Here is a 20,225-nt window from a genome sequence, read left to right as displayed (position 1 = left end):
GGGTATAAAATATGTGGATTCATCATTTGACACATATAGATAATTTAGAAAGTATATTGGAGAGAGGGTTAATTTCCAGAAATCAATTAAAGCAGTTTAATATAAAATTTAATGATACAGCAGATAAAAGAATTATAGGAGAGCGAAATGATTTGAATAATTATATTCCATTTCATATAAATTATTTACAGAAAAAATACAGTATACCTTATTAATTGGAAAGTTTTGAAAAATCAATTGAGTGAAAATATGATTTTTTTAAATTATAATATAGATGATTTTAGCAATAATGAATTAGATTTTTATTTATATCATCCAATCTCAAAATCACAAAATAATGCAATAAAAATAAATGATTTAATGGGATTTAAGGAAAAATTGTTGAAAGAAGAAAAGAAATTACAAAATGATATGGGATATTTAGATTTTTCTGATAATAAAACTCAGCAATTTTTAATGTCGGAAGTTTTAATAAAAGATAGAATATATTTGAGTGGAAAATGGAAAATAGGAGTTTTTTCATTTGCACAGAAACAAATAGTAGAAAAAAAGCTTGAAAAAAATAATTTGAAAATAGAAGTTTTTATTGATGATAAAAGATATTTCTAAAGATAAAATCTAAGGGAGAATTATTATGGAAATAAGACAGGGAAATATATTTGAAAGTGAGACACAGGCTTTAATAAATCCTGTAAATACTCAGGGGATAATGGGGAAAGGTCTGGCTTATCAATTTAAAATTAAATATCCGAATAATTTTCAGAATTATGAACAAAAATGTTTAATTAAAGAAGTAGATGTTGGAAAAGATTTAATTTATACTGAAGAAAAAGACAAGATAATAATAAATTTTCCTACGAAGAAAAATTGGAAAGAAAATTCAAAAATTGAATACATTGAAATCGGATTGAAAAAGTTAGAAGAGTTATTGGAAAAATTGAGAATAAAAAGTGTATCTATTCCTCCAATCGGAGCAGGAAATGGGAAATTGGACTGGAAATTAGTAAAAAACGAGATCGAAAAATTTGAAAAAAGAGTTTCCAAAAGTACAAATGTTATTATTTATGAACCTGCTATTAGTGAGTCAAAACTAAGTAAAGGACACTATTTAATTGCATATACTTTAGTGAAAGCTGAAGAAAAAGGAATAAAAAAGGAGATAACCGATTTAGTTTTGCAAAAATTAATTTATTTAGGAGATAGAAATAATTATTTTAAATTTAAAGAGGAATCTGAAGGTCCTTTTTCAAAATTAATAAGTATACAATATCAGAAGTTGAAAGAATATTCCAAATTAAATAATAAAAAACTTGTTGAAATTGAAAAAGAATTACTGAAAGAAGAAATAACAAAAAATTTACAAAAAGAAAAAGAAAATATAGAAAATGCTATACAGATTTATATTAATATGAAAAATTTCTATTCAATTTCAGTAAAAGAAGAAATAGAAAATAAAGTAGAGCTATTATCAACTGTTATTTATATTTTAAAAAACAAAAAAGACGATGAAATAAGTAATAATAATATTTATGAAGAAATGAAAAGTTGGAATAAAAGAAAAGATAAAAAGTATTCACTGGAAGATATCGGGCAAATGTTTGATTTTTTAGAAAAAGAAAAAATTTTAAAAAAAGATATTTTTAATAAATATATTATGAAATATTAGGAAAGGAAAGAAAAATGTATAGAAACTATAAGCTTAACGAATTAAGAATTGAAAATGTCGGAGAAGAAGTGACTCTGTCCGGTTGGATTTCCAAAATAAGAGATAAAGGACACTTTGTGTTTATTGATTTGAGGGATAGATACGGAGTTACTCAAATATTTATAAATGAAGAAGTTTCCGGTAAAGAACTTCAGGAAAAAGTGAAAAAGTTTAAAAATGAATGGGTAATAAAAGTAAAAGGTGTTGTTGTGGAAAGAAGCAGCAAAAATCCCAATATTCCTACAGGAGATATTGAAATACAGGCGAAAGAAATAGAGGTTTTAAGTCAGTCGAAACAACTGCCTTTTGAAATAGATGAAACGGGAAATCTTAACGAAAACATAAGACTCACTTACAGATATTTGGATATTAGAAGACCTAAAATGCTTAATAATATTATAAAAAGAAATGATATGCTGTTTTCAATAAGAAAATTTATGAATGAAAACGGTTTTCTTGATGTGGATACGCCGATACTCGCAAAAGCTACTCCTGAAGGAGCGAGAGATTTTGTAGTGCCGAGCAGAATAAATAAAGGAGATTTTTACGCATTGCCTCAATCGCCTCAGTTATTCAAGCAAATACTTATGGTTGCAGGAATAGATAAATATTATCAGCTTGCGAAATGTTTCAGAGATGAAGATTTGAGAGCAGACAGACAGCCTGAGTTTACACAGCTTGACGTGGAAATGTCTTTTGTTGAACAGGAAGACGTATTAAATGTTATGGAGAAGTTGGCAAAAAAAGTATTTGAAGATGTTACGGGAGAAAAAGTGACGGAAACTTTTGAAAGAATGACTTATGATGATGCAATGAATAATTACGGTTCTGATAAGCCTGATTTGAGATTCGATATGAAGTTGATAGATTTGTCAAAAGAAGTTGAAAATTGCGGCTTCGGAGTATTTGAAAATGCAGTTAAGGAAGGTGGAAATGTAAAGGCTTTAGTTGCACCTAAAGGAGAAATTTTTTCGAGAAAATATATAAAAGATTTGGAAGATTATGTTAAAACATATTTTAAAGCAAAAGGTCTGGCATATATTAAAATAGACGAAAACGGAGAAATCAACTCGCCTATTGCGAAATTTTTTACAGAAGAAACAATGCAGAAAATTATTCAAAAACTGAATATTAAAAATAACGAAACAGCATTGATTCTGGCGGATAAATATAAAACAGTGCATGACGGATTGGGAGCATTGAGATTGAAATTGGGAGAAGAGCTCGGATTGATTGATAAAGATGCTTATAAATTTTTATGGGTAGTTGATTTTCCTATGTTTGAATGGAGTGAAGAAGAAAACAGATACAAGGCTCAGCATCATCCGTTTACTTCGATAAAAGTTGAGGACAGAAAATATCTTGATACAAATGAATTAGATAAAATAAAAACAGACTCTTACGATATGGTGTTAAACGGCTATGAAATCGGAGGAGGAAGTATAAGAATACACGATGAAGAGTTACAGGAGAAAGTATTTGAAAAATTGGGACTTGGAAAAGAGGAACAGCAGGAGAAATTCGGATTTTTCCTTGAAGTGCTGAAATACGGAGTACCGCCTCACGGAGGACTTGCATTCGGTATAGACAGATGGCTTATGGCTATGCTTAAAGAAAACTCCATAAAAGAAGTGATTCCGTTCCCTAAAACAAACAAAGGACAGGATTTGATGACAGGAGCACCTGCAGGCGTGGAAGAAAAAGTATTGGAAGAAGATTTGAATTTGAAATTGCTGGAAATAAAAGAATAAATTTATACGAGGTGAAAGAATGTTTATAGTATTCGGAACAAAAACAATTACAAAGGATATGGGAGTTGTGGGAACGTACGAATGTTCAAGGTGTCATAATGTTTCAGAGTGGAGGTTTATGCAGTATAGACACTGGTTTACATTGTTTTTTATTCCTGTTATTCCTGTAAGCGGTAAACATGAATATCTGCAATGTCCTGTCTGCAGTCAGGCGTATAGTGTTCCTAAGGATGGGGAGTAAAATGAAAATATACTAAAAAGTTGAAAAATTTTGAAATTAAGCATTTGATAAGGTTAAATATAAATATATAAAATCCTAAATAAATATGATATAATAAATAATACTAAAAGAATTTTAAACTATGAAAGGGTGAAATTTATGAAAAAGATATTATTATGCTGTTCAGCAGGGATGTCTACAAGTTTACTTGTAAATAAAATGAAAGATGCAGCAAAAGATAAAAATATAGAAGCAGAAATATGGGCAGAACCTCTTGATAAAGCACACGATGAAGTGCCGAAAGCAGACGTAGTTTTGTTAGGGCCTCAAGTTAAGTATGCTTTGCCTGAATTGAAAAAAATAGCTGATGAACACGGAAAAAAAATAGATACTATTAATATGGCGGATTACGGAATGATGAACGGAGTGAAGGTATTGGAATCAGCTTTAAAATTACTTGAAGATTAACATATGTTATAACGGCTCAATTACTTTGTATCAAAGTGATTGAGTTTTTTTGAAACAAGAAATGAAAAAAAATTTTAAAAATAAAAAAATAAATAAAAAATTTTTTACTTTTCCTATTTACAAATTGAAAAAATGAGGTACAATATATTGTATAAGAAAATATAAAAAGTAAAAAATAGAAATATGGAGGTAATATAATGAACAAAAATTTTATGAAGAAAATTTTAATTGGAGTATTATTTGCTTTTGTTTTAACAGCATGCGGAGGAGGTAAAAAGGAAAGTGCCGATGAAAAAAAATTGGATCCGAATCAAAAAGTAACAATAAAATACTGGTCGTTTCCAAACTTTACTTCAGACGGTGAGTTTAAAACTCCTGAAGAGTATGATGCTGCTTTGATTAAAGCATTTGAAGAAAAAAATCCCAATATCAAAGTGGAATATCAAAAAATCGACTTTACAGATGGACCTGCAAAAATAGAAACAGCAATTCAGGCAAAATCAAATCCTGATGTAGTAATTGACGCTCCGGGAAGAATTATTGACTGGGCAAAAAAAGGATACTTGGCACCTTTTGAAAAAGCTGATGTTTCCAAATATTCCAAAGTTATAGCCGATGCGAGCAGTTTTGAAAATAAATTGTATTTGTATCCTTTAGGAACAGCTCCATTTGTAATGGCAGTAAATAAAAAGCTTACTGATAAATTGGGAGTTACTGATTTATTACCTTTAAATAAACCTGGAAGAAACTGGACTGTTGAAGAATTTGAAAAATTCTTAAAAGCTGTAAAAGCTAAAGATTCTTCTGTTGACCCTGTATTGTTCTATACAAAAAGCCAAGCGGGAGATCAGGGACCGAGAGCATTTGTATCAAACCTTTATAATAGCTGGATAACAGACGAAGGGGTAACAAAATATACAATAAATGATGAAAACGGTGTAAAATCATTGACATGGATAAAAAAAGCATATGATGAAGGATTATTGGGAAAAGGTGTTTCAGCTGAAGCAAAAGATGCATTGGAAGCATTCAGAAGCGGAAAAGCGGTAGCTACTATACTTTATTCACCGGGATTAAAAGGACAGGATAAGGAAGCAATAGCAAAAGGAGATCTTGAACCTATATTTCTTCCATTCCCTAATGAATCAGGACAGGCAAAATTTGAGTTTTTATTGGCAGGGGCTGCGGTATTTGATAATGGAGATCCTGCAAAAGTAGCAGCTGCTCAAAAATTTGTTGATTTCATCGTAAATGATCCTGTATGGGGAGAAAGAAGTTTGAAAGCTACAAATAACTTTTCGCCTTCAGGAAAAACAGGAATATACGGCGATGATTCTGAAATAAAATATTTGGAATCATTGGTAGGATTCTACGGACCTTATTACAATACAATAGACGGGTATGCTCAAATGAGACCGCTTTGGTTCAATATGGTTCAGGCAATATTAAACGGACAGACTGCTCCTAAAGCAGGATTGGATAAATTTGCAGAAGATGCAAATAAAACAATATCCGATGCAAAATAATATATAATAAAAATATCTTTCAAATTTAAAAATTCCCGCTGATTGTGGTCTTTACGATTTCGTTGGCTGCGAAATGCGGGATTTTTAAATAATTACTTAGATTATAGAAAGAACTGGGAGAAATAATGGATAACAGTATTGCGGGAAAATACAAATGGAATTGGAAAAAAGTCGATTACAGTGCATATTTATTTATATTGCCTGTACTTGTATTTTTTCTGAGTTTTGTTTTATATCCCATGATAAAGGGGATACATCTGTCTTTGTACAGATTTAGAGGGCGAAATACAACTTTTGTCGGATTGAAGCATTATGCAGATTTGCTGAAAAACGATATATTTTTAAAATCGGCAACAAATACAGTGTTTATAACCTTTGTGGCGTTGCCTGTAGTAGTTGTATTTTCTATATTTGTAGCTTATGTGATATATGAAAAAAATGCAACTGTGAGATCTTTTTTTAGGGGAGTTTTCTATATTCCTGCGATTTCATCGGTAGTTTCAATAACTGTTGTATGGAACTGGATATATCATCCAAAATACGGTATATTAAATTATGTTTTTCAAAAAGCACATTTAATATCAAAGCCTGTAGACTGGCTGGGAGATCCGAAAACAGCTATATTTGCAATTATAGCAATACTTATAACTACAAGTGTCGGACAACCGATAATATTATATGTAGCTGCCTTGGGTAATGTTCCGAAGGATTTGACAGAAGCCGCAAGAATAGACGGTGCAAATGAATGGCAGACATTCAGAAATATAACATGGCCATTGGTAATGCCGACAACTTTATATATAGTGGTTGTTACGACTATAAACAGTTTTCAGATATTTGCTCTGATACAGTTGCTGACACACGGAGGACCGAATTACAGTACTTCTACGGTAATGTATCTCGTGTATCAGACGGCAATAGTAGAAGGTCGTTTCGGAGTATCATCGGCAATGGGGATAATTCTGGCAGTCATAATAGGAATAATTTCGGTATTGCAATTTAAGTTTTTATCGAAAGATATAGATTAGGAGGAAAAATGAAAAATAAAGAAAAAAAATCGATATTCTCGATTATCTCAATGATAATATTAATAATACTTACAATATTTTTTATATTTCCTTTTTACTGGATAGCAACAGGGGCTTTTAAAGTACAGGAAGTGGCAATAAGTATACCGCCTGAATGGTTTCCGTTAAAACCGACATTGGAAAATTTTGATAAACTTCTGATACCGTTGACAACGAGATGGTTTTTCAATTCGGTATTTGTATCACTTTCAACAACTATACTTGTTTGTATAACAGCATCTCTTGCAGGATACGCTCTGGCTAAAAAACAGTTTCCCGGAGCAGGACTTATATTTATAGTTTTTGTAGCCGCAATGGCATTGCCTAAACAGGTAATACTCATACCTTTATTGAAATTTGTAACAGAGTTGGGCTGGATAGATTCTTATAAAGCATTGGTACTTCCTGCAGTGGGTTGGCCTTTCGGAGTATTTCTGATGAAACAGTTTTCTCATTCTGTTCCTAACGAATTGTTGGAGTCAGCAAGAATAGACGGTTGCGGAGAATTGAAAACGTTTATTAATATTGTATTACCGATTATAAAACCGGGAATAGGGGCATTGGCAATATTTACATTTATTGCGAGTTGGAATGACTACTTTTCCCAGTTGATATTTACAAACAGTGAAATGATGAAAACATTGCCTTTAGGAGTAGCAGCGATGGCTCAAAGTGCGGAATTTTCTTTGAATTACGGTCTTTTGATGGCAGGAGCATTACTGGCTTCGTTGCCTATGATTATAGTATTCTTGATGTTCCAAAATTACTTTACACAAGGAGTAACAATGGGAGCAGTAAAAGGATAAAAATATCGGAATTGTTATAAATTAGGGCTTGAAAGAGGATAAAAATGATTGAAAATTTTAGAATAATGATAATAGGATGGTTTTATTACGGTATACTTTTTATAATCGGATCAATCGTAGTAACTGCTTTATTAAACAGAGTTTTTAATAAATTATATATTCCTCCTCTTATAGTTAATGCAGTGAGTGTAATATTGCTTTTCATAGGGTTGAAGCTGAATATGAAAAATCCGGGCTATGCTTTGTATTTTAATTATATTCCTACAGTTGCAGCAAGTGTAACTTATAATTTTATAATTTTTATTGTGAGAAAGCTGCAAAAGAGAACGGATGTGAAATGCTGATGTATTACATATGTATAGATATAGGAGGAACGTCGATAAAATACGGAGTGTTGTCCGAAACAGGAGAACAGCTTGTAAACGGCATGATTAATACGAGAGTTACTTCAAAAGAAAACTATATACTTGCAGATATAAAAAAAGTAATAAAAGATATTCTTGAACAGTACAGCATGTATAAAATAGAAGGGATTTGTGTATCATCTGCAGGAGTAGTGGATACTGATAAAGGTGAAATCGCTTATGCGGGACCTACAATTCCCAAATATACAGGAACTAAAATAAAAGAAGAGTTGGAAAAAGAGTTTTCTTTGCCGTGCGAAGTGGAAAATGATGTAAACTGTGCGGGATTGGGAGAATACTGGAAAGGAGCGGGAAAAGGCTCCAAATCTATGGTGTGTCTTACGATAGGCACGGGAATAGGAGGTTCAATAATTCTTGATGGCAAACTTTTAAACGGCGTCGGCTATACTGCGGGAGAAATAGGGTATATGGATGTGAACGGTAAATATATTCAGGATATAGCGTCTTCAAAATATCTTGTGCAGAAAGTTTGTGAAGAGAAAAAAGAAAAAGAAGGAATAGAAGGTAAAATCAACGGTTTAAGTATATTTGAACTGGCAAAACAGGGAGATAAAATCTGTATTGATGCTATAGATGAAATGATAAGCAATCTTTCTGTGGGAATAAGAAATATAATTTATCTCTTAAATCCCGAAATAGTAGTAATAGGCGGGGGAATAACCGCTCAAAAAGAATATTTGGAAGAGAAAATAAACAAAAAAGTAAATGATAATATGATAAGCGATACATTCAGAAAAACTGAAATAAGATTGGCAAAACAGGGAAATCAGGCAGGGATGCTCGGTGCATTGTATCACTTTTTAAGTAAACGTAATAAAATTAAATAATATAATCAGAAAGGAAAAGAAATGAAAAGAGATTTGGAAAAATTTAAAGGGATTTTTATGGCGATGTACTCGGCATACGATGATAACGGAAATGTGGATAAAGAGAGAGTAAAAAAATTGGCAAGATATTACGCCGATAAAAAAGTCAAAGGACTTTACGTAGGAGGAAGTTCAGGAGAAGGAGTTCTTCAAAGTGAAGAAGAAAGAAAACAGGTAGTGGAAGCTGTAATGGAAGAAGTTAAAGGAGAACTTACTATTATTGTTCATGTAGGAGCGAATTCCACTGCTGAAAGTGTAAGGCTTGCACAACATGCAGAAAAAATGGGAGCAGATGCTGTATCTTCCATACCGGCAGTATATTACAGATTGTCGCCTGAATCGGTAAAAGTCCACTGGCAGGCAATGATAGACAGTACATCTTTACCGTTTATAATTTATCATATTCCTCAAACAACAGGATTTAACCTTCCGATGTGTCTGTTTGAAGAAATGGCAAAACAGGAAAAAGTAATAGGAATAAAATGTTCTTCGGAAAGTACATTTGAATTGCAGCAGTTTAAAGCTGTAGGAGGAAAAGATTTTCTTGTATTCAACGGTCCTGACGAACAGTTTGTGGCGGGAAGAGCTATAGGAGCTGATGCAGGAATAGGAGGAACATACGGAGTGATGCCTGAACTGTTTATGAAACTTGATGAATATATGAAAAAACAGGAAGTCGAAAAAGCAAGGGAATTACAAGATAAAGTAAACGAAATAATAAAAGGATTACTTTCTGTAGGCTCGCTTTACGGTGCATGTAAATATATTCTGGATTTGAGAGGAGTAAAAACAGGAGTTCCGAGATTGCCTTTGTTGCCTATAACTGATGATAAGAAAAAAGAGTTTTTAAAAGAATTAAATGAAAAAATATTGAAATTAGTTGAAGAAGTAAAATAGAGCGAAATCGTATTCAAATAATAAGATATGAAAGTTTCTGATACAGAATATATAAGGAAAAAATGACTTATAACAAAGGCTCTATTGACAAAAATAATTTTCGAAGTATACTAATAACAAATAAGATATTATATTGCAGAACTTAAAAGCAAAAATAAGGAGGACAAGAGATGTCGGGAGTAGTATTAAAAAAAGTGGAAAAACAATATCCTAACGGATTTAAAGCAGTTCATGGAATTGATTTGGAGATAAAAGACGGAGAATTTATGGTATTTGTCGGACCTTCAGGATGTGCTAAATCCACAACACTGAGAATGATAGCAGGACTTGAAGAAATAACAGGAGGAGAAATATATATAGGAGATAAACTTGTAAATGATGTTCCTCCGAAAGACAGAGGAATAGCAATGGTGTTCCAGAACTATGCTTTGTATCCTCATATGACAGTGTATCAGAATATGGCTTTCGGACTTAAATTAAAGAAAACGCCGAAAGATGAAATAGATAGAAGAGTAAGAGAAGCGGCAGAAAAACTTGAGATAACAGAATTACTGGATAGAAAACCTAAGGAAATGTCAGGAGGACAAAGACAAAGGGTAGCGTTAGGAAGAGCGATAGTAAGAAAACCTGAAGTATTTCTGTTTGATGAACCGTTATCAAACCTTGATGCGAAGTTGAGAGTATCGATGCGTGTAAGAATAACACAATTACATCAGGAGCTAAAAACAACGATGATATATGTAACCCATGATCAGGTAGAAGCAATGACAATGGGAGACAGAATAACAGTAATGAGAGCGGGAAGAATAATGCAGGTAGATACACCGTTAAACTTGTATCATTATCCTGCGAACAAGTTTGTGGCAGGATTTATAGGGTCACCTACGATGAACTTAGTAGACGGAGTATTAAAAGAAAAAGAGGGGAAAGTATATATAGATATAGACGGAGCGGAAATAGAGCTATCTCATGAAAAAGGAGAAAAAGTAAAAGGACATACAGGAAAGAAAGTAACATTCGGAATAAGACCTGAAAATATAAGTGTAGCCGAACATGAAGATTCGATATCAAAGACAGGGGAAATAAGCGTAGTAGAACAAATGGGAAATGAAGAGTATATATACTTTACATTAAACGGACATCAGATGACATGCAGAATAAACATAGAGCATGTAGGAGATTCAGTATCGAAGAAAGGAAAAAGAGTATTCAGATTTGATACGAATAAAGCTCATATATTTGATGCAGAAACAGAGGAAAATATAAGTTTATAAACAATGAAAGGGATACAGATGAAATATATTAATATTATAGAATCGTTTTATCCTTCTCTGAGTAAACAGGAGAAAAAGATAGCAGATTATATCTTTGAGAAAAAAGGACAAATCAGCTATCAGTCATTGCAGGAAATTGCCAAACAGATAAAAGTCGGAGAAGCTACAATAGTAAGATTTGTAAAAAAAATAGGTTTTAACGGCTTTCAGGATTTAAAGCTGCACATAGCCAAAGAAGATTTTCCTATAATAGAGACAGGATATGAAGATTATATAGACAATATTCAGGCTAATATAAACAGTGCAATAACAAATACAAAATCATTAATAGACAGAAAACATCTGGATAAATCCATTGCTGCTATCGGGAAAGCTGAAAGGCTTTTCCTTTACGGAGTGGGAGCTTCGGGAATTGTAGCGAGAGAGCTTCAGAATAAGTTTTTAAGATTCGGAAAAGCGGGAATAGCTTACACGGATAGCCATTTTCAGATAATGAACGCTGCAATAACGACTAATAAAGATGTAATAATAGCAGTGAGTTTATCAGGCTCGACAAACGACATTGTTGAATCACTTGAAATAGCAAAAAAGAACAAAGCTAAAATAATAGCAATTACCAATCATATTTTATCTCCTGTGGCACAACTGGCAGATTATGTTTTGCTGACTGCAGGGAGAGAAACATTGCTTGATGGAGGTTCGCTTATTGCAAAAATATCTCAGTTATATGTTGCAGATATACTTTGTACAGGTTATGCTTTGAAAAATAAGGAAGAGGCTTTGAAAATGAAACATAACACTGCACAGGCGGTGTTGTCCAAAAATAAATAAACTGAATCGAAATAAATATTACTGAAATGAAATACAAAAATAGGCATTTATCAATTGATAGAAGTATGTATAGTAGTTGTAGGAGATATTTATGATAGAGATTAGGCTCCTCAATTAATTATAGAGGAGCTTTTAAAATACAATAATGTTGAGATTTAACAGGATAATCGTGATTTATTGTGAAACAGTACAGGAATTAATAGATGATTTTTGAAAGGGGTGCGAAGAAACAGATGACAGATTACGGACTTATTATTTTAATTTTATCAGTTTCTTTCTTCTTATGGGAATGCTTTAAACTGGATAGACTTAGAAAAACTGAATTTAAAGGAAAAGTAATAATTACAATAGATAATATAATATCGATTCTCATAGGAATAATATTGATATTTTATTTTTTTGAGTTTTGGAATTTATATATCGGAGGCAGTATAAAAGAAAACGGAATATCTGATAAAGATTATCTTTTTTCAGCATTAGAATCAATAATAACGGCACTGTTTTATATAGTAAAAGTTGTATTTACCTCTTTCAGCAAGGATAAAAATGTAAGAAAATATTTCTTTATAATTTCGACAATTGTTGATATAATAGTATTCAGAATTTTACAATTATTATAAAAATAGGGGAGAAAAGTGAAAATAGAATATTCAAAATTTGATTTTAACAGAGCGGATATTTTCGGAATAGTTCCTGGAAATATAGTGTATTTGATATACAGATTTATTTTTACACTTTTTCTTAAAAACAGAACACAAATTAATTTTGGAAAAGTAAAAATAACTGTAAACGGATTATTTATGACTAAAGAAATTTATTATGATGATATAAAATTTATATCTGTAAGAAAAAATTTTTTAAACTCCTATGATTTAATAATAAATTTTGATGAAACTGTAACGATATTCAGATTTTTGTGTAATTATATCAGTGATACTTTTTCTTCGGGGATAAACAAGAAAAATACTTTTGTTATTTGCGAATTAAAAAATGTAGATGAAGTTTTGAAAGAATTATTGGCAAATACAGGTTTTGATTTGGAAAAGTTAAATAGTGCTGATAAAAAAGTTATCTATTCGGGTCAGTTTCATAGAAAATACGATTTTTCAAAATTGAAAAATTTTCAGAATAAAGAAATAATAAAAAATTCAAAAAATAGTGAAAGTATTTATGTGATTGATAAATTTCAGGAAGATGATAAAAGTATAATTTTAGATGAATACTCGAAAAATATACTTTATAAATTAGTGTATGGACCGATGCCGGGAAAGTATAATAAATTATAAATTAGAGTCAGAGAAAATAGGGGGATATATGAAAGAAAAATTATTAGTTCTATTTTTTATAAATGTTATATGGCAGTTTATAAAATGGAAATATAGAAAAATAAGAACAGTGTATTATTTAGATATAGTTATGTCAGCAATAATTATTTTGTTTTTACTCTATGTAATATATGTATGGATAATTTTTTATGACATTATTTCCAGAGGAGTGGATAAAAATGATCTACAAATGCTTTTATCTCTTTCCGGGCTTGTACTTTTTTACATAACAAAAATTATAAGTTATTTTGGAAAAAAGAAGTTTTTAGTTTTGAAAAAAATATGTCTTATCGTTTCTATAATTATAGAATTACTTTTTAACTTGTATCCGATTTTGTATTAATGTTTCACCTTAGTTTATAAAATTAATATATTTTTTAGATTTGAATTTTGATGATTATTAATAGATTCTCATACTCAAATTTCTCTTTCCCTTTGTTTTCTAAGCAAAGAGAAATTTAAGTCGGAAGTTTTTTCAAAAAAAGGAAATAGCCTTTTCATGCTATTTCCCTCTCACTCTTTCAAAAAAAGAAACAAAGTTTTTGTAAGCTATATTTTCAATTTCTTCTTTAGAATAGCCTCTTTTTTCAAGGGCTTTTTTTACATTGCCGATTTCAGTTACATCATGAACTCCTTGAAGTCCTTCGTCCTCATCTTCAGGTGTACTGTAATATTCAGCAAAATCAAAGCCGAATCCTACTTTGTCAAGCCCGATTTTTTCAGCAATATATTCCATATGATTTAAAAGCATATCAAGATTCTTTTCTTTTTCGTTTTTACTGACAAAACCGTGATAACTGTTCATTCCGATCATTCCGTTTCTTTCTCCGATACAGAGTATTTGCTCATCTGTCAGATTTCTCATTGAAGGGCATAAACTTCTGGCATTGGAATGAGAAGCGAAAAAAGGCTTTTTCGAGTATTTTGCTATATCCCAAAAAGTCTTGTCGTTGGCATGGGAAACATCAAGTAGTATTCCTAAATTTTCGATAATCTCTACAGCTTTTATTCCCAAATCGGTAAGTCCTCTGTTCACATCGCCTCTTTGTCCTGTAGCGAAAGCGTTTTCTTCGTTCCAGGTCATACCGATATGTCGAACTCCCGTTCTCTCTAAAAGATAGAGATAATCAAGGTTTGAACCTATTCCGGGAAGTCCCTCTATTCCTAAAATAACACCGAATTTATTTTGTTTTTCAGCTTTTTCAAAATCTTCATAATCCTTTATAACATGAACTAAATCCCTTGAATGATAAAGTTCTTCACTCATTGCTCTCAAACTTCTGAAAAACACTTCTTCAACATCGGGAGTATTGAAAGCATCCATATAAATTACGAAAATTCCTCCAAAAAGCCCTCCTTTTATAAATTTATCTTTGTATTTTCTTCTTATGACATCATTTTTACCTTTTTCATATTCCCAAAGGTTGTCAGTCCACACATCTGCGTGCATATCAAAAAACATAGTTTTACTCCTTTTCTATTTTGTAAAAGTTATTTCTTTCGTTTTAATATTTATTTTACATTCTGCTCCTAACGGCAATGTAGCCATATAAGGCTTTGCGTGTCCCGATTCCATTCCGTAAATGACGGGTTTGTCATAATTACCGAAAAAGTCTTTCAGCAACTCATCCAGTTCGTAAATCTGATTATTGATAGTTTCATAAGTGTTTTTACAATCTGCAAAATTGCCGAGAATAATTCCGTTACAGTCATCAAGCTTTCCTGAATATTTTAAATGAGTGAGCATTCTGTCGAGAGAGCCGATTTTTTCATCTACATCTTCCAAAAAGAGAATTTTATCTTTGGTATCTATCTCATAAGGAGTACCTAAAGAAGCCGCAATAATAGCCAAATTTCCCCCTGTGAGGATGCCTTTTATATGGGAAACGCTGTCGTTTATATTTTTGGCATTCAGCAGAGAAAGGCTTTTATTTTCCGGTTCTTTGTATTTCCATTCGCTGCATTCAATGGCTTCAAAAAAAGATTTTTCGGTATATTCGTTAAAGTCGTTAAACATATTCGATTTTACCATAGGACCGTGATAAGTTCCCAAATTACATTTTTGGTTAAAGACAATATGCAAGTTAGTAATATCACTGTAACCTGCAAATACTTTAGGATTGTTTGCGATAAGATTGTAGTCGAGTTTATCCAAAAGCTGTGAAGCAGAATAGCCGCCCTTTACACAAAATATGCCTTTAATATCTTCTCTTGAAAATGCTTCGTGTAAATCGTCTACACGAATTTTTGCACTTCCTGCCATATATCCGCCGTAATTTTCGTAAAGGCTTTTTCCGATTACAGCATTGTATCCCATATTTTCAATAATTTCAGAACATTTTTTTATATCTTCTTCTGCAATTACAGGTGAAGAAGGACAAAGTAAAAATACATTGTCTCCTTTTTTTAAGGGTTTCGGGAAATTCATTTTTATTTTTCTCCTTTTATTTCAGTATATAAATAATTGTACTATATAATCAATAGAAATATCAATCAATTTTTTTGCCGAAAATCCAGTTTTTTCCTTCGATCATTCTTGTAACGACCATGGAAGCGACAGTATCTCCTGTGGAATTTAACCATGTAGCAGGCGGATCCACTAAAAATCCTATAGTTGCAATGATAGGAAATGCTTCCATAGGAAAGCCGAATAAATTGATGATGAGCATTTCGCCTATAAGCCCTCCACCGGGAACACCTGACATTACTACGCCGCCTAAGACCGAAACGACGATAGCTATTAAATAAGTACCTATTCCTGAAAAATCTTTTCCAAAAATACCGAATAGGAAAGAAATTTTGAGTATGGAAGAAAGACATGTTCCGTCCATATGCATAGTAGCTCCGATTGGTAAGATGATTTCTCTTATATCTTTAGGTACACCCATATTTTTAGCAGCTTCCAAATTGACAGGAAGAGTGGCGATAGAACTTTGTGTAGCCAAAGATGTAATGGATGGATTTAAAATATTACCGAAAAAGACTTTGACTCCGTTTTTCCCTCCTGCATAAAAAGAATAAACTGAAAATGCTGCAAAGAAATAAAATATACATATAGGATAGTAGATAATCATAGCTTTTGCGTATGAGCCGAGAAGCTGAGGACCGAATTCTCCTATCAGTGCTGCGAAGTAAGCTCCGAGACCGATAGGGGCATAATACATAATTAATTCAATAAGTTTCATCATAACTTTGGAAAATTTTTCAAGTCCTGCAGCTATGGATTTTTTTTCATCATCTACAAGACTCACACAAGTTCCGAATAATACCGAAAAAATTATAAGAGGAAGCATGTTTGATTTTGAAAGTAATTGAGGGAAATCCGAAACGGTAACCGCTTTTACAAATTGTTCTCCCAGACTTACAGGCTTGACAGCTTCAGGAGTCGGAATGGAAATATTTACTCCTGCTGCAGGTGGGAATATTTTAACTGCAATAATAATTATTATAGAAGCTATAGCTCCTGTGACGACAAATGTTAAAAGCATATATCCCAGTATCATTCCAAGTCTTTTCATATTTATCATACTTCCGACTGCACTTGAGATAGTTATAAAAACCAGAGGAACAACAGCAGTAAACATAAGATTAATGAAAATATCTCCGAAAGGCTTTAAAACAGTAGCTTTCTCTCCGAGAATAATTCCGATAATACTTCCTATCGCAATCCCTGTCAATAATAAAATAGGGAAAGAGTAGTTTTTCCAAAATGATTTTTTGTTAATTTCAGATTTTTCCATATGAATATCTCCTTGTATAATATTTATTTACTAAAGTATAACATGATTTTGAAAAATAACAATATCGGAATAAATATAAAAAAAATTTTAAAAATAGTCAAAAAAATGAAATTTTTTTTCGTTTTACTATTTACAAATTAGAAAAATAGGGGTAAAATATATATGAGAACTTAATGAAAGGTGCAGTGTGATACAAAATGAATAAAAAAGAAATAATTGAAAAATTAAAAGGCAAACTGATAGTATCATGTCAGGCATTGCCGGGAGAACCGTTGTATATTGAAAATGATACAATGATGCCTCTTATGGCTGTCGCTGCAAAAAGGGCGGGAGCAGCCGGAATAAGGACAAACGGGGAAAGAGATGTGAAAGAAATAAAAAAAACGGTAGATTTACCTGTTATAGGATTGATAAAGAAAGAATATGAAGGATTTTCCCAATATATAACTGTTACAATGAAAGAAATCGATACTTTGGTAAAAGCGGGAGCGGATATAATTGCTCTTGACTGTACAATGAGAGAAAGAGGTGACGGGAAAACTGTAAACGGTTTTATAAAAGAAATAAAAGAGAAATATCCTGATATAATATTGATGGCAGATATTTCCACATTTGAAGAAGGAGTAAATGCCGAAAAAGCAGGAGTAGATATGGTAGGAACGACTCTCAGCGGATACACACCTTACAGCGAAAAAACTGACGGGCCTGATTTCAAACTCGTGGAAAAATTGTCAAAAAAGTTGGATATACCTGTAATCGCTGAAGGGAAAATACACGAACCGCAACAGGCGAAAAAAATGCTTGAATTGGGAGCTCATGCGGTAGTAGTGGGAGGAGCAATAACAAGACCTCTTGAAATAGCCCAAAGATTTGTTAAAGCAGTAGAAAACTAAAAAAACAAAATAAAAATACTAAAAAAGAAAGGAGTGAAAAAGACTGGTAAAATAGAAAAGTTACATTTTCTATTCCCGCATTTTCGGAGTCGACGCAGTCGCTTAGAACGCCGGTAGCGGGAGTATGAGGGTGGCAATGAGCCCTCGTGAATCAGTCTGATAGCACATGAAAAACAGTTTTTTTTCAACATTACAAAAAATAGGTAGAGCATTTATGCTTCCTATAGCAGTATTACCTATGGCAGGAATACTTTTAGGAGTAGGAGGTTCATTTACAAATCCTGTATTAATTAAAACGTATAATTTGACGTTTTTAAGTGAAGGAACACCTTTAAATTACTTAATGCAACTGTTTTCCAATACAGGATTGTTCGTGTTTGCAAATTTACCTTTGCTGTTTGCGGTAGGGGTGGCAATAGGACTTGCAAATAAAAATAAAGAAACTGCGGCTTTATCGGCAGTTTTAGGATTCCTGTTATTTCACACAGTGATAGGAACAGTGTTAAGCTTTCAGGGGATAACGCCTGATTCGGTAACTTATGATGCTTTGATCGGAAAAGGATTAAGCGAAGCAGCTGCGAGAGGAACTGCGGCATTGTATGCTAAAGAACTTGGAATATTCACATTACAGACAGGAGTATTCGGAGGGATAATATGCGGTATAGTGGCATCAGCGATAACAAATAAATTTTCTGATAAAGTGTTGCCTGATTATTTGGCATTTTTCAGTGGGAACAGATTTGTTCCTGTAATGACAATAATTTTATTTATACCGGTTGCAGTAATATTTCCGTTTATATGGCCTACAGTTTTCATGGGAATTGTAAAAGCCGGAGAAATATTCGCGAAAACAGGAGCAGTCGGAACATTCTTCTACGGATTTACAATGAGAATATTAAATGTATTCGGTTTACACCATGCAATTTATCCTTTGTTCTGGTATACTCAACTTGGAGGTTATCAGGAAGTTGCTGGAAAAATGGTTGCAGGAGGGCAAAATATATTCTTTGCACAATTGGCTGATCCGTCAGTAAAACATTTCAGTGCAGCAGCTACAAAAACAATGACAGGAGGATTCCTTCCTATGATGTTCGGATTACCTGCGGCAGCACTTGCAATGTACAGAACTGCAGACGACAAAAATAAAGCGGCAGTAAAAGGAATATTGATATCGGCAGCATTGACTTCATTCCTTACAGGAATAACAGAGCCTATTGAATTTACGTTCTTGTTCGTAGCACCTGCATTGTATGTAATTCATGCAATACTTGAAGGACTTGCATATATGTTAATGTATGTATTAAACGTAGCAGTAGGAATTACTTTCTCAAGAGGAATAATAGACTTTACATTCTTCGGATTGTTACAGGGACCTGCAAAAACTTCGTATTACTGGATACTTATATTAGGACCTGTGTATGCAGTAGCTTATTATTTCATATTCAAAACATTGATATTGAAATTTAACATTCCTACTCCGGGTAGAGGAGATTCGGAAAATAAACTTTATACAAGAAAAGATTATAACGAATCTAAAGGAAAAAAAGAATTTATTGATGAAATAGTAGAGTCCTTAGGAGGAATAGACAATATTGAAAATATTGATGCATGTATAACAAGATTAAGAGTAACTGTAAAAGATCCTTCAACAGTTTCTGATGATGTAAAATGGAAAGAATTACAGGCTAAAGGAGTTATAAGATCAGGAAAAGGTGTGCAGATAGTTTACGGAACTCAGGCAGAAACATATAAAAACAAAATAAGGGAGAAATATAAAATATGATTTTTACTAATCTGAATGATGAGTTGCAAAATAAAAGTCTTTCGGAAAAAATACAGAAATGTATAGAATTTACAAAAGAAAATAATTTTGAAGAATATGAATCCGGAAGTTATGATGTTCCCGGAACGGATATTAAAGTGAATGTCGGAAATTATAATACAAAACCCGAAAATGAATGTTCGTGGGAAAGTCATCTGAAATATATTGATGTTCAGATTATGATTAAAGGAAGAGAATACATAGCTTTCAATAATATACGTAATCTGAAAAAGACTAAAGTTGATGAAGAAAAAGATTTCATAGGACATGAAGGTCCTGAATTATTCAGAGTATTATTAGAAGACGGAGATGTTCTCATTCTTTATCCTGAAGACGGACATATGCCGGGAATAAAATCGGAAGAAAGTATTCCTGTAAAAAAGATAGTTTATAAAATAGATGTGAATACAGTTTAGTTTCAAAAATGTTATTTCAAAATAAAAAAATATATTTTTCAAGAGATTTAAAGCACTGATGCTTAATTTTTCATTTAAAAAAGAGTGTAATTTTTGCATTAAATCTCTTGACTTTTTCCGTTTTTAAGGTATAATTATATTGAATACAAATTTTCATTTTTTTGAAAATTTGTATAAAAAATATCTTAAAAAG

23 protein-coding genes are annotated in these 20,225 nt (G+C 32.1%); 20 read left to right on the top strand and 3 right to left on the bottom strand.

Annotated elements, in window-relative coordinates; genetic code table 11:
- The first annotated feature begins 11 nt into the window (after positions 1-11).
- The 17 genes from FVE72_RS08380 to FVE72_RS08300 all read left to right on the top strand — a co-directional run bounded on the left by FVE72_RS08380 (position 12) and on the right by FVE72_RS08300 (position 13,504).
- Entirely contained in the window at positions 12-215 is a 204-nt protein-coding gene (locus tag FVE72_RS08380; protein WP_026737991.1) for a DarT ssDNA thymidine ADP-ribosyltransferase family protein, read from the top strand.
- 10 nt (positions 216-225) lie between these two features.
- Positions 226-609: a hypothetical protein gene (locus FVE72_RS08375; protein ID WP_026737990.1), complete on the top strand. Its 384-nt coding sequence runs from the start codon at positions 226-228 to the stop codon at positions 607-609.
- Positions 610-634: 25 nt separating this feature from the next.
- On the top strand, positions 635-1,666 hold the full coding sequence (locus FVE72_RS08370; RefSeq protein ID WP_051411774.1) for a macro domain-containing protein: 1,032 nt from the start codon (positions 635-637) through the stop codon (positions 1,664-1,666).
- Between the two features lie 14 nt (positions 1,667-1,680).
- Complete coding sequence (aspS, locus tag FVE72_RS08365; protein WP_006808132.1) at positions 1,681-3,456, top strand: aspartate--tRNA ligase; 1,776 nt, start codon at positions 1,681-1,683, stop codon at positions 3,454-3,456.
- A 19-nt stretch (positions 3,457-3,475) separates the two neighbouring features.
- Positions 3,476-3,697, top strand: coding sequence for a zinc ribbon domain-containing protein (locus FVE72_RS08360; protein WP_006808148.1), 222 nt, complete (start codon positions 3,476-3,478; stop codon positions 3,695-3,697).
- A gap of 138 nt (positions 3,698-3,835) precedes the next feature.
- Positions 3,836-4,144, top strand: a complete 309-nt coding sequence (locus FVE72_RS08355) for a PTS sugar transporter subunit IIB (RefSeq protein WP_026737989.1) — start codon at positions 3,836-3,838, stop codon at positions 4,142-4,144.
- Between the two features lie 197 nt (positions 4,145-4,341).
- The gene (locus tag FVE72_RS08350) at positions 4,342-5,670 is read left to right on the top strand and encodes an ABC transporter substrate-binding protein (protein WP_081724202.1); all 1,329 of its coding nucleotides are present in this window, start codon (positions 4,342-4,344) and stop codon (positions 5,668-5,670) included.
- Positions 5,671-5,795: 125 nt separating this feature from the next.
- Positions 5,796-6,698, top strand: coding sequence for a carbohydrate ABC transporter permease (locus tag FVE72_RS08345; protein WP_006808146.1), 903 nt, complete (start codon positions 5,796-5,798; stop codon positions 6,696-6,698).
- 8 nt (positions 6,699-6,706) lie between these two features.
- On the top strand, positions 6,707-7,543 hold the full coding sequence (locus FVE72_RS08340; RefSeq protein ID WP_026737986.1) for a carbohydrate ABC transporter permease: 837 nt from the start codon (positions 6,707-6,709) through the stop codon (positions 7,541-7,543).
- Positions 7,544-7,587: 44 nt separating this feature from the next.
- Positions 7,588-7,887, top strand: coding sequence for a hypothetical protein (locus FVE72_RS08335; protein ID WP_006808155.1), 300 nt, complete (start codon positions 7,588-7,590; stop codon positions 7,885-7,887).
- Positions 7,881-8,795, top strand: coding sequence for an ROK family protein (locus FVE72_RS08330; RefSeq protein ID WP_081724201.1), 915 nt, complete (start codon positions 7,881-7,883; stop codon positions 8,793-8,795). The genes FVE72_RS08335 and FVE72_RS08330 overlap by 7 nt, the downstream gene beginning before the upstream one ends.
- A gap of 21 nt (positions 8,796-8,816) precedes the next feature.
- The gene (locus tag FVE72_RS08325; protein WP_026737984.1) at positions 8,817-9,731 is read left to right on the top strand and encodes a dihydrodipicolinate synthase family protein; all 915 of its coding nucleotides are present in this window, start codon (positions 8,817-8,819) and stop codon (positions 9,729-9,731) included.
- 170 nt (positions 9,732-9,901) lie between these two features.
- Positions 9,902-11,005: an ABC transporter ATP-binding protein gene (locus FVE72_RS08320; protein ID WP_026737836.1), complete on the top strand. Its 1,104-nt coding sequence runs from the start codon at positions 9,902-9,904 to the stop codon at positions 11,003-11,005.
- Positions 11,006-11,008: 3 nt separating this feature from the next.
- Positions 11,009-11,836, top strand: coding sequence for a MurR/RpiR family transcriptional regulator (locus tag FVE72_RS08315; protein WP_006808121.1), 828 nt, complete (start codon positions 11,009-11,011; stop codon positions 11,834-11,836).
- 203 nt (positions 11,837-12,039) lie between these two features.
- Positions 12,040-12,456: a hypothetical protein gene (locus FVE72_RS08310; RefSeq protein ID WP_026737982.1), complete on the top strand. Its 417-nt coding sequence runs from the start codon at positions 12,040-12,042 to the stop codon at positions 12,454-12,456.
- A 15-nt stretch (positions 12,457-12,471) separates the two neighbouring features.
- Complete coding sequence (locus FVE72_RS08305) at positions 12,472-13,122, top strand: hypothetical protein (RefSeq protein ID WP_026737981.1); 651 nt, start codon at positions 12,472-12,474, stop codon at positions 13,120-13,122.
- Positions 13,123-13,150: 28 nt separating this feature from the next.
- Positions 13,151-13,504 carry a hypothetical protein gene (locus FVE72_RS08300; RefSeq protein WP_026737980.1) on the top strand — a complete coding sequence of 118 codons (354 nt, stop codon included), beginning with the start codon at positions 13,151-13,153 and terminating at the stop codon, positions 13,502-13,504.
- Between the two features lie 159 nt (positions 13,505-13,663).
- Here FVE72_RS08300 and FVE72_RS08295 read toward each other — a convergent pair whose 3' ends face one another.
- The 3 genes from FVE72_RS08295 to FVE72_RS08285 all read right to left on the bottom strand — a co-directional run bounded on the left by FVE72_RS08295 (position 13,664) and on the right by FVE72_RS08285 (position 16,901).
- Complete coding sequence (locus FVE72_RS08295) at positions 13,664-14,623, bottom strand: dipeptidase (protein ID WP_026737979.1); 960 nt, start codon at positions 14,621-14,623, stop codon at positions 13,664-13,666.
- A gap of 15 nt (positions 14,624-14,638) precedes the next feature.
- Positions 14,639-15,589, bottom strand: a complete 951-nt coding sequence (locus FVE72_RS08290) for a S66 peptidase family protein (RefSeq protein ID WP_026737978.1) — start codon at positions 15,587-15,589, stop codon at positions 14,639-14,641.
- Positions 15,590-15,650: 61 nt separating this feature from the next.
- Entirely contained in the window at positions 15,651-16,901 is a 1,251-nt protein-coding gene (locus FVE72_RS08285; protein WP_036056171.1) for a dicarboxylate/amino acid:cation symporter, read from the bottom strand.
- Between the two features lie 197 nt (positions 16,902-17,098).
- On the opposite strand from FVE72_RS08285, the gene FVE72_RS08280 reads away from it, so the two are divergent.
- The 3 genes from FVE72_RS08280 (at position 17,099) to FVE72_RS08270 (ending at position 20,032) form a co-directional block, all read left to right on the top strand.
- Entirely contained in the window at positions 17,099-17,794 is a 696-nt protein-coding gene (locus FVE72_RS08280) for an N-acetylmannosamine-6-phosphate 2-epimerase (protein ID WP_026737976.1), read from the top strand.
- Between the two features lie 166 nt (positions 17,795-17,960).
- On the top strand, positions 17,961-19,577 hold the full coding sequence (locus FVE72_RS08275) for a PTS transporter subunit EIIC (RefSeq protein ID WP_026737975.1): 1,617 nt from the start codon (positions 17,961-17,963) through the stop codon (positions 19,575-19,577).
- Positions 19,574-20,032 (top strand): YhcH/YjgK/YiaL family protein, encoded by a 459-nt coding sequence (locus FVE72_RS08270; protein ID WP_026737974.1) that lies wholly within the window; start codon positions 19,574-19,576, stop codon positions 20,030-20,032. The genes FVE72_RS08275 and FVE72_RS08270 overlap by 4 nt, the downstream gene beginning before the upstream one ends.
- The last annotated feature ends 193 nt before the right edge of the window (positions 20,033-20,225 follow it).

It is taken from the genome of Pseudoleptotrichia goodfellowii, from assembly GCF_007990505.1.
GTDB classification, from domain to species: Bacteria; Fusobacteriota; Fusobacteriia; order Fusobacteriales; family Leptotrichiaceae; genus Pseudoleptotrichia; species Pseudoleptotrichia goodfellowii.
Note: the sequence above shows the minus strand (reverse complement) of the source record. Positions and strands in the feature narration are given on the sequence as shown.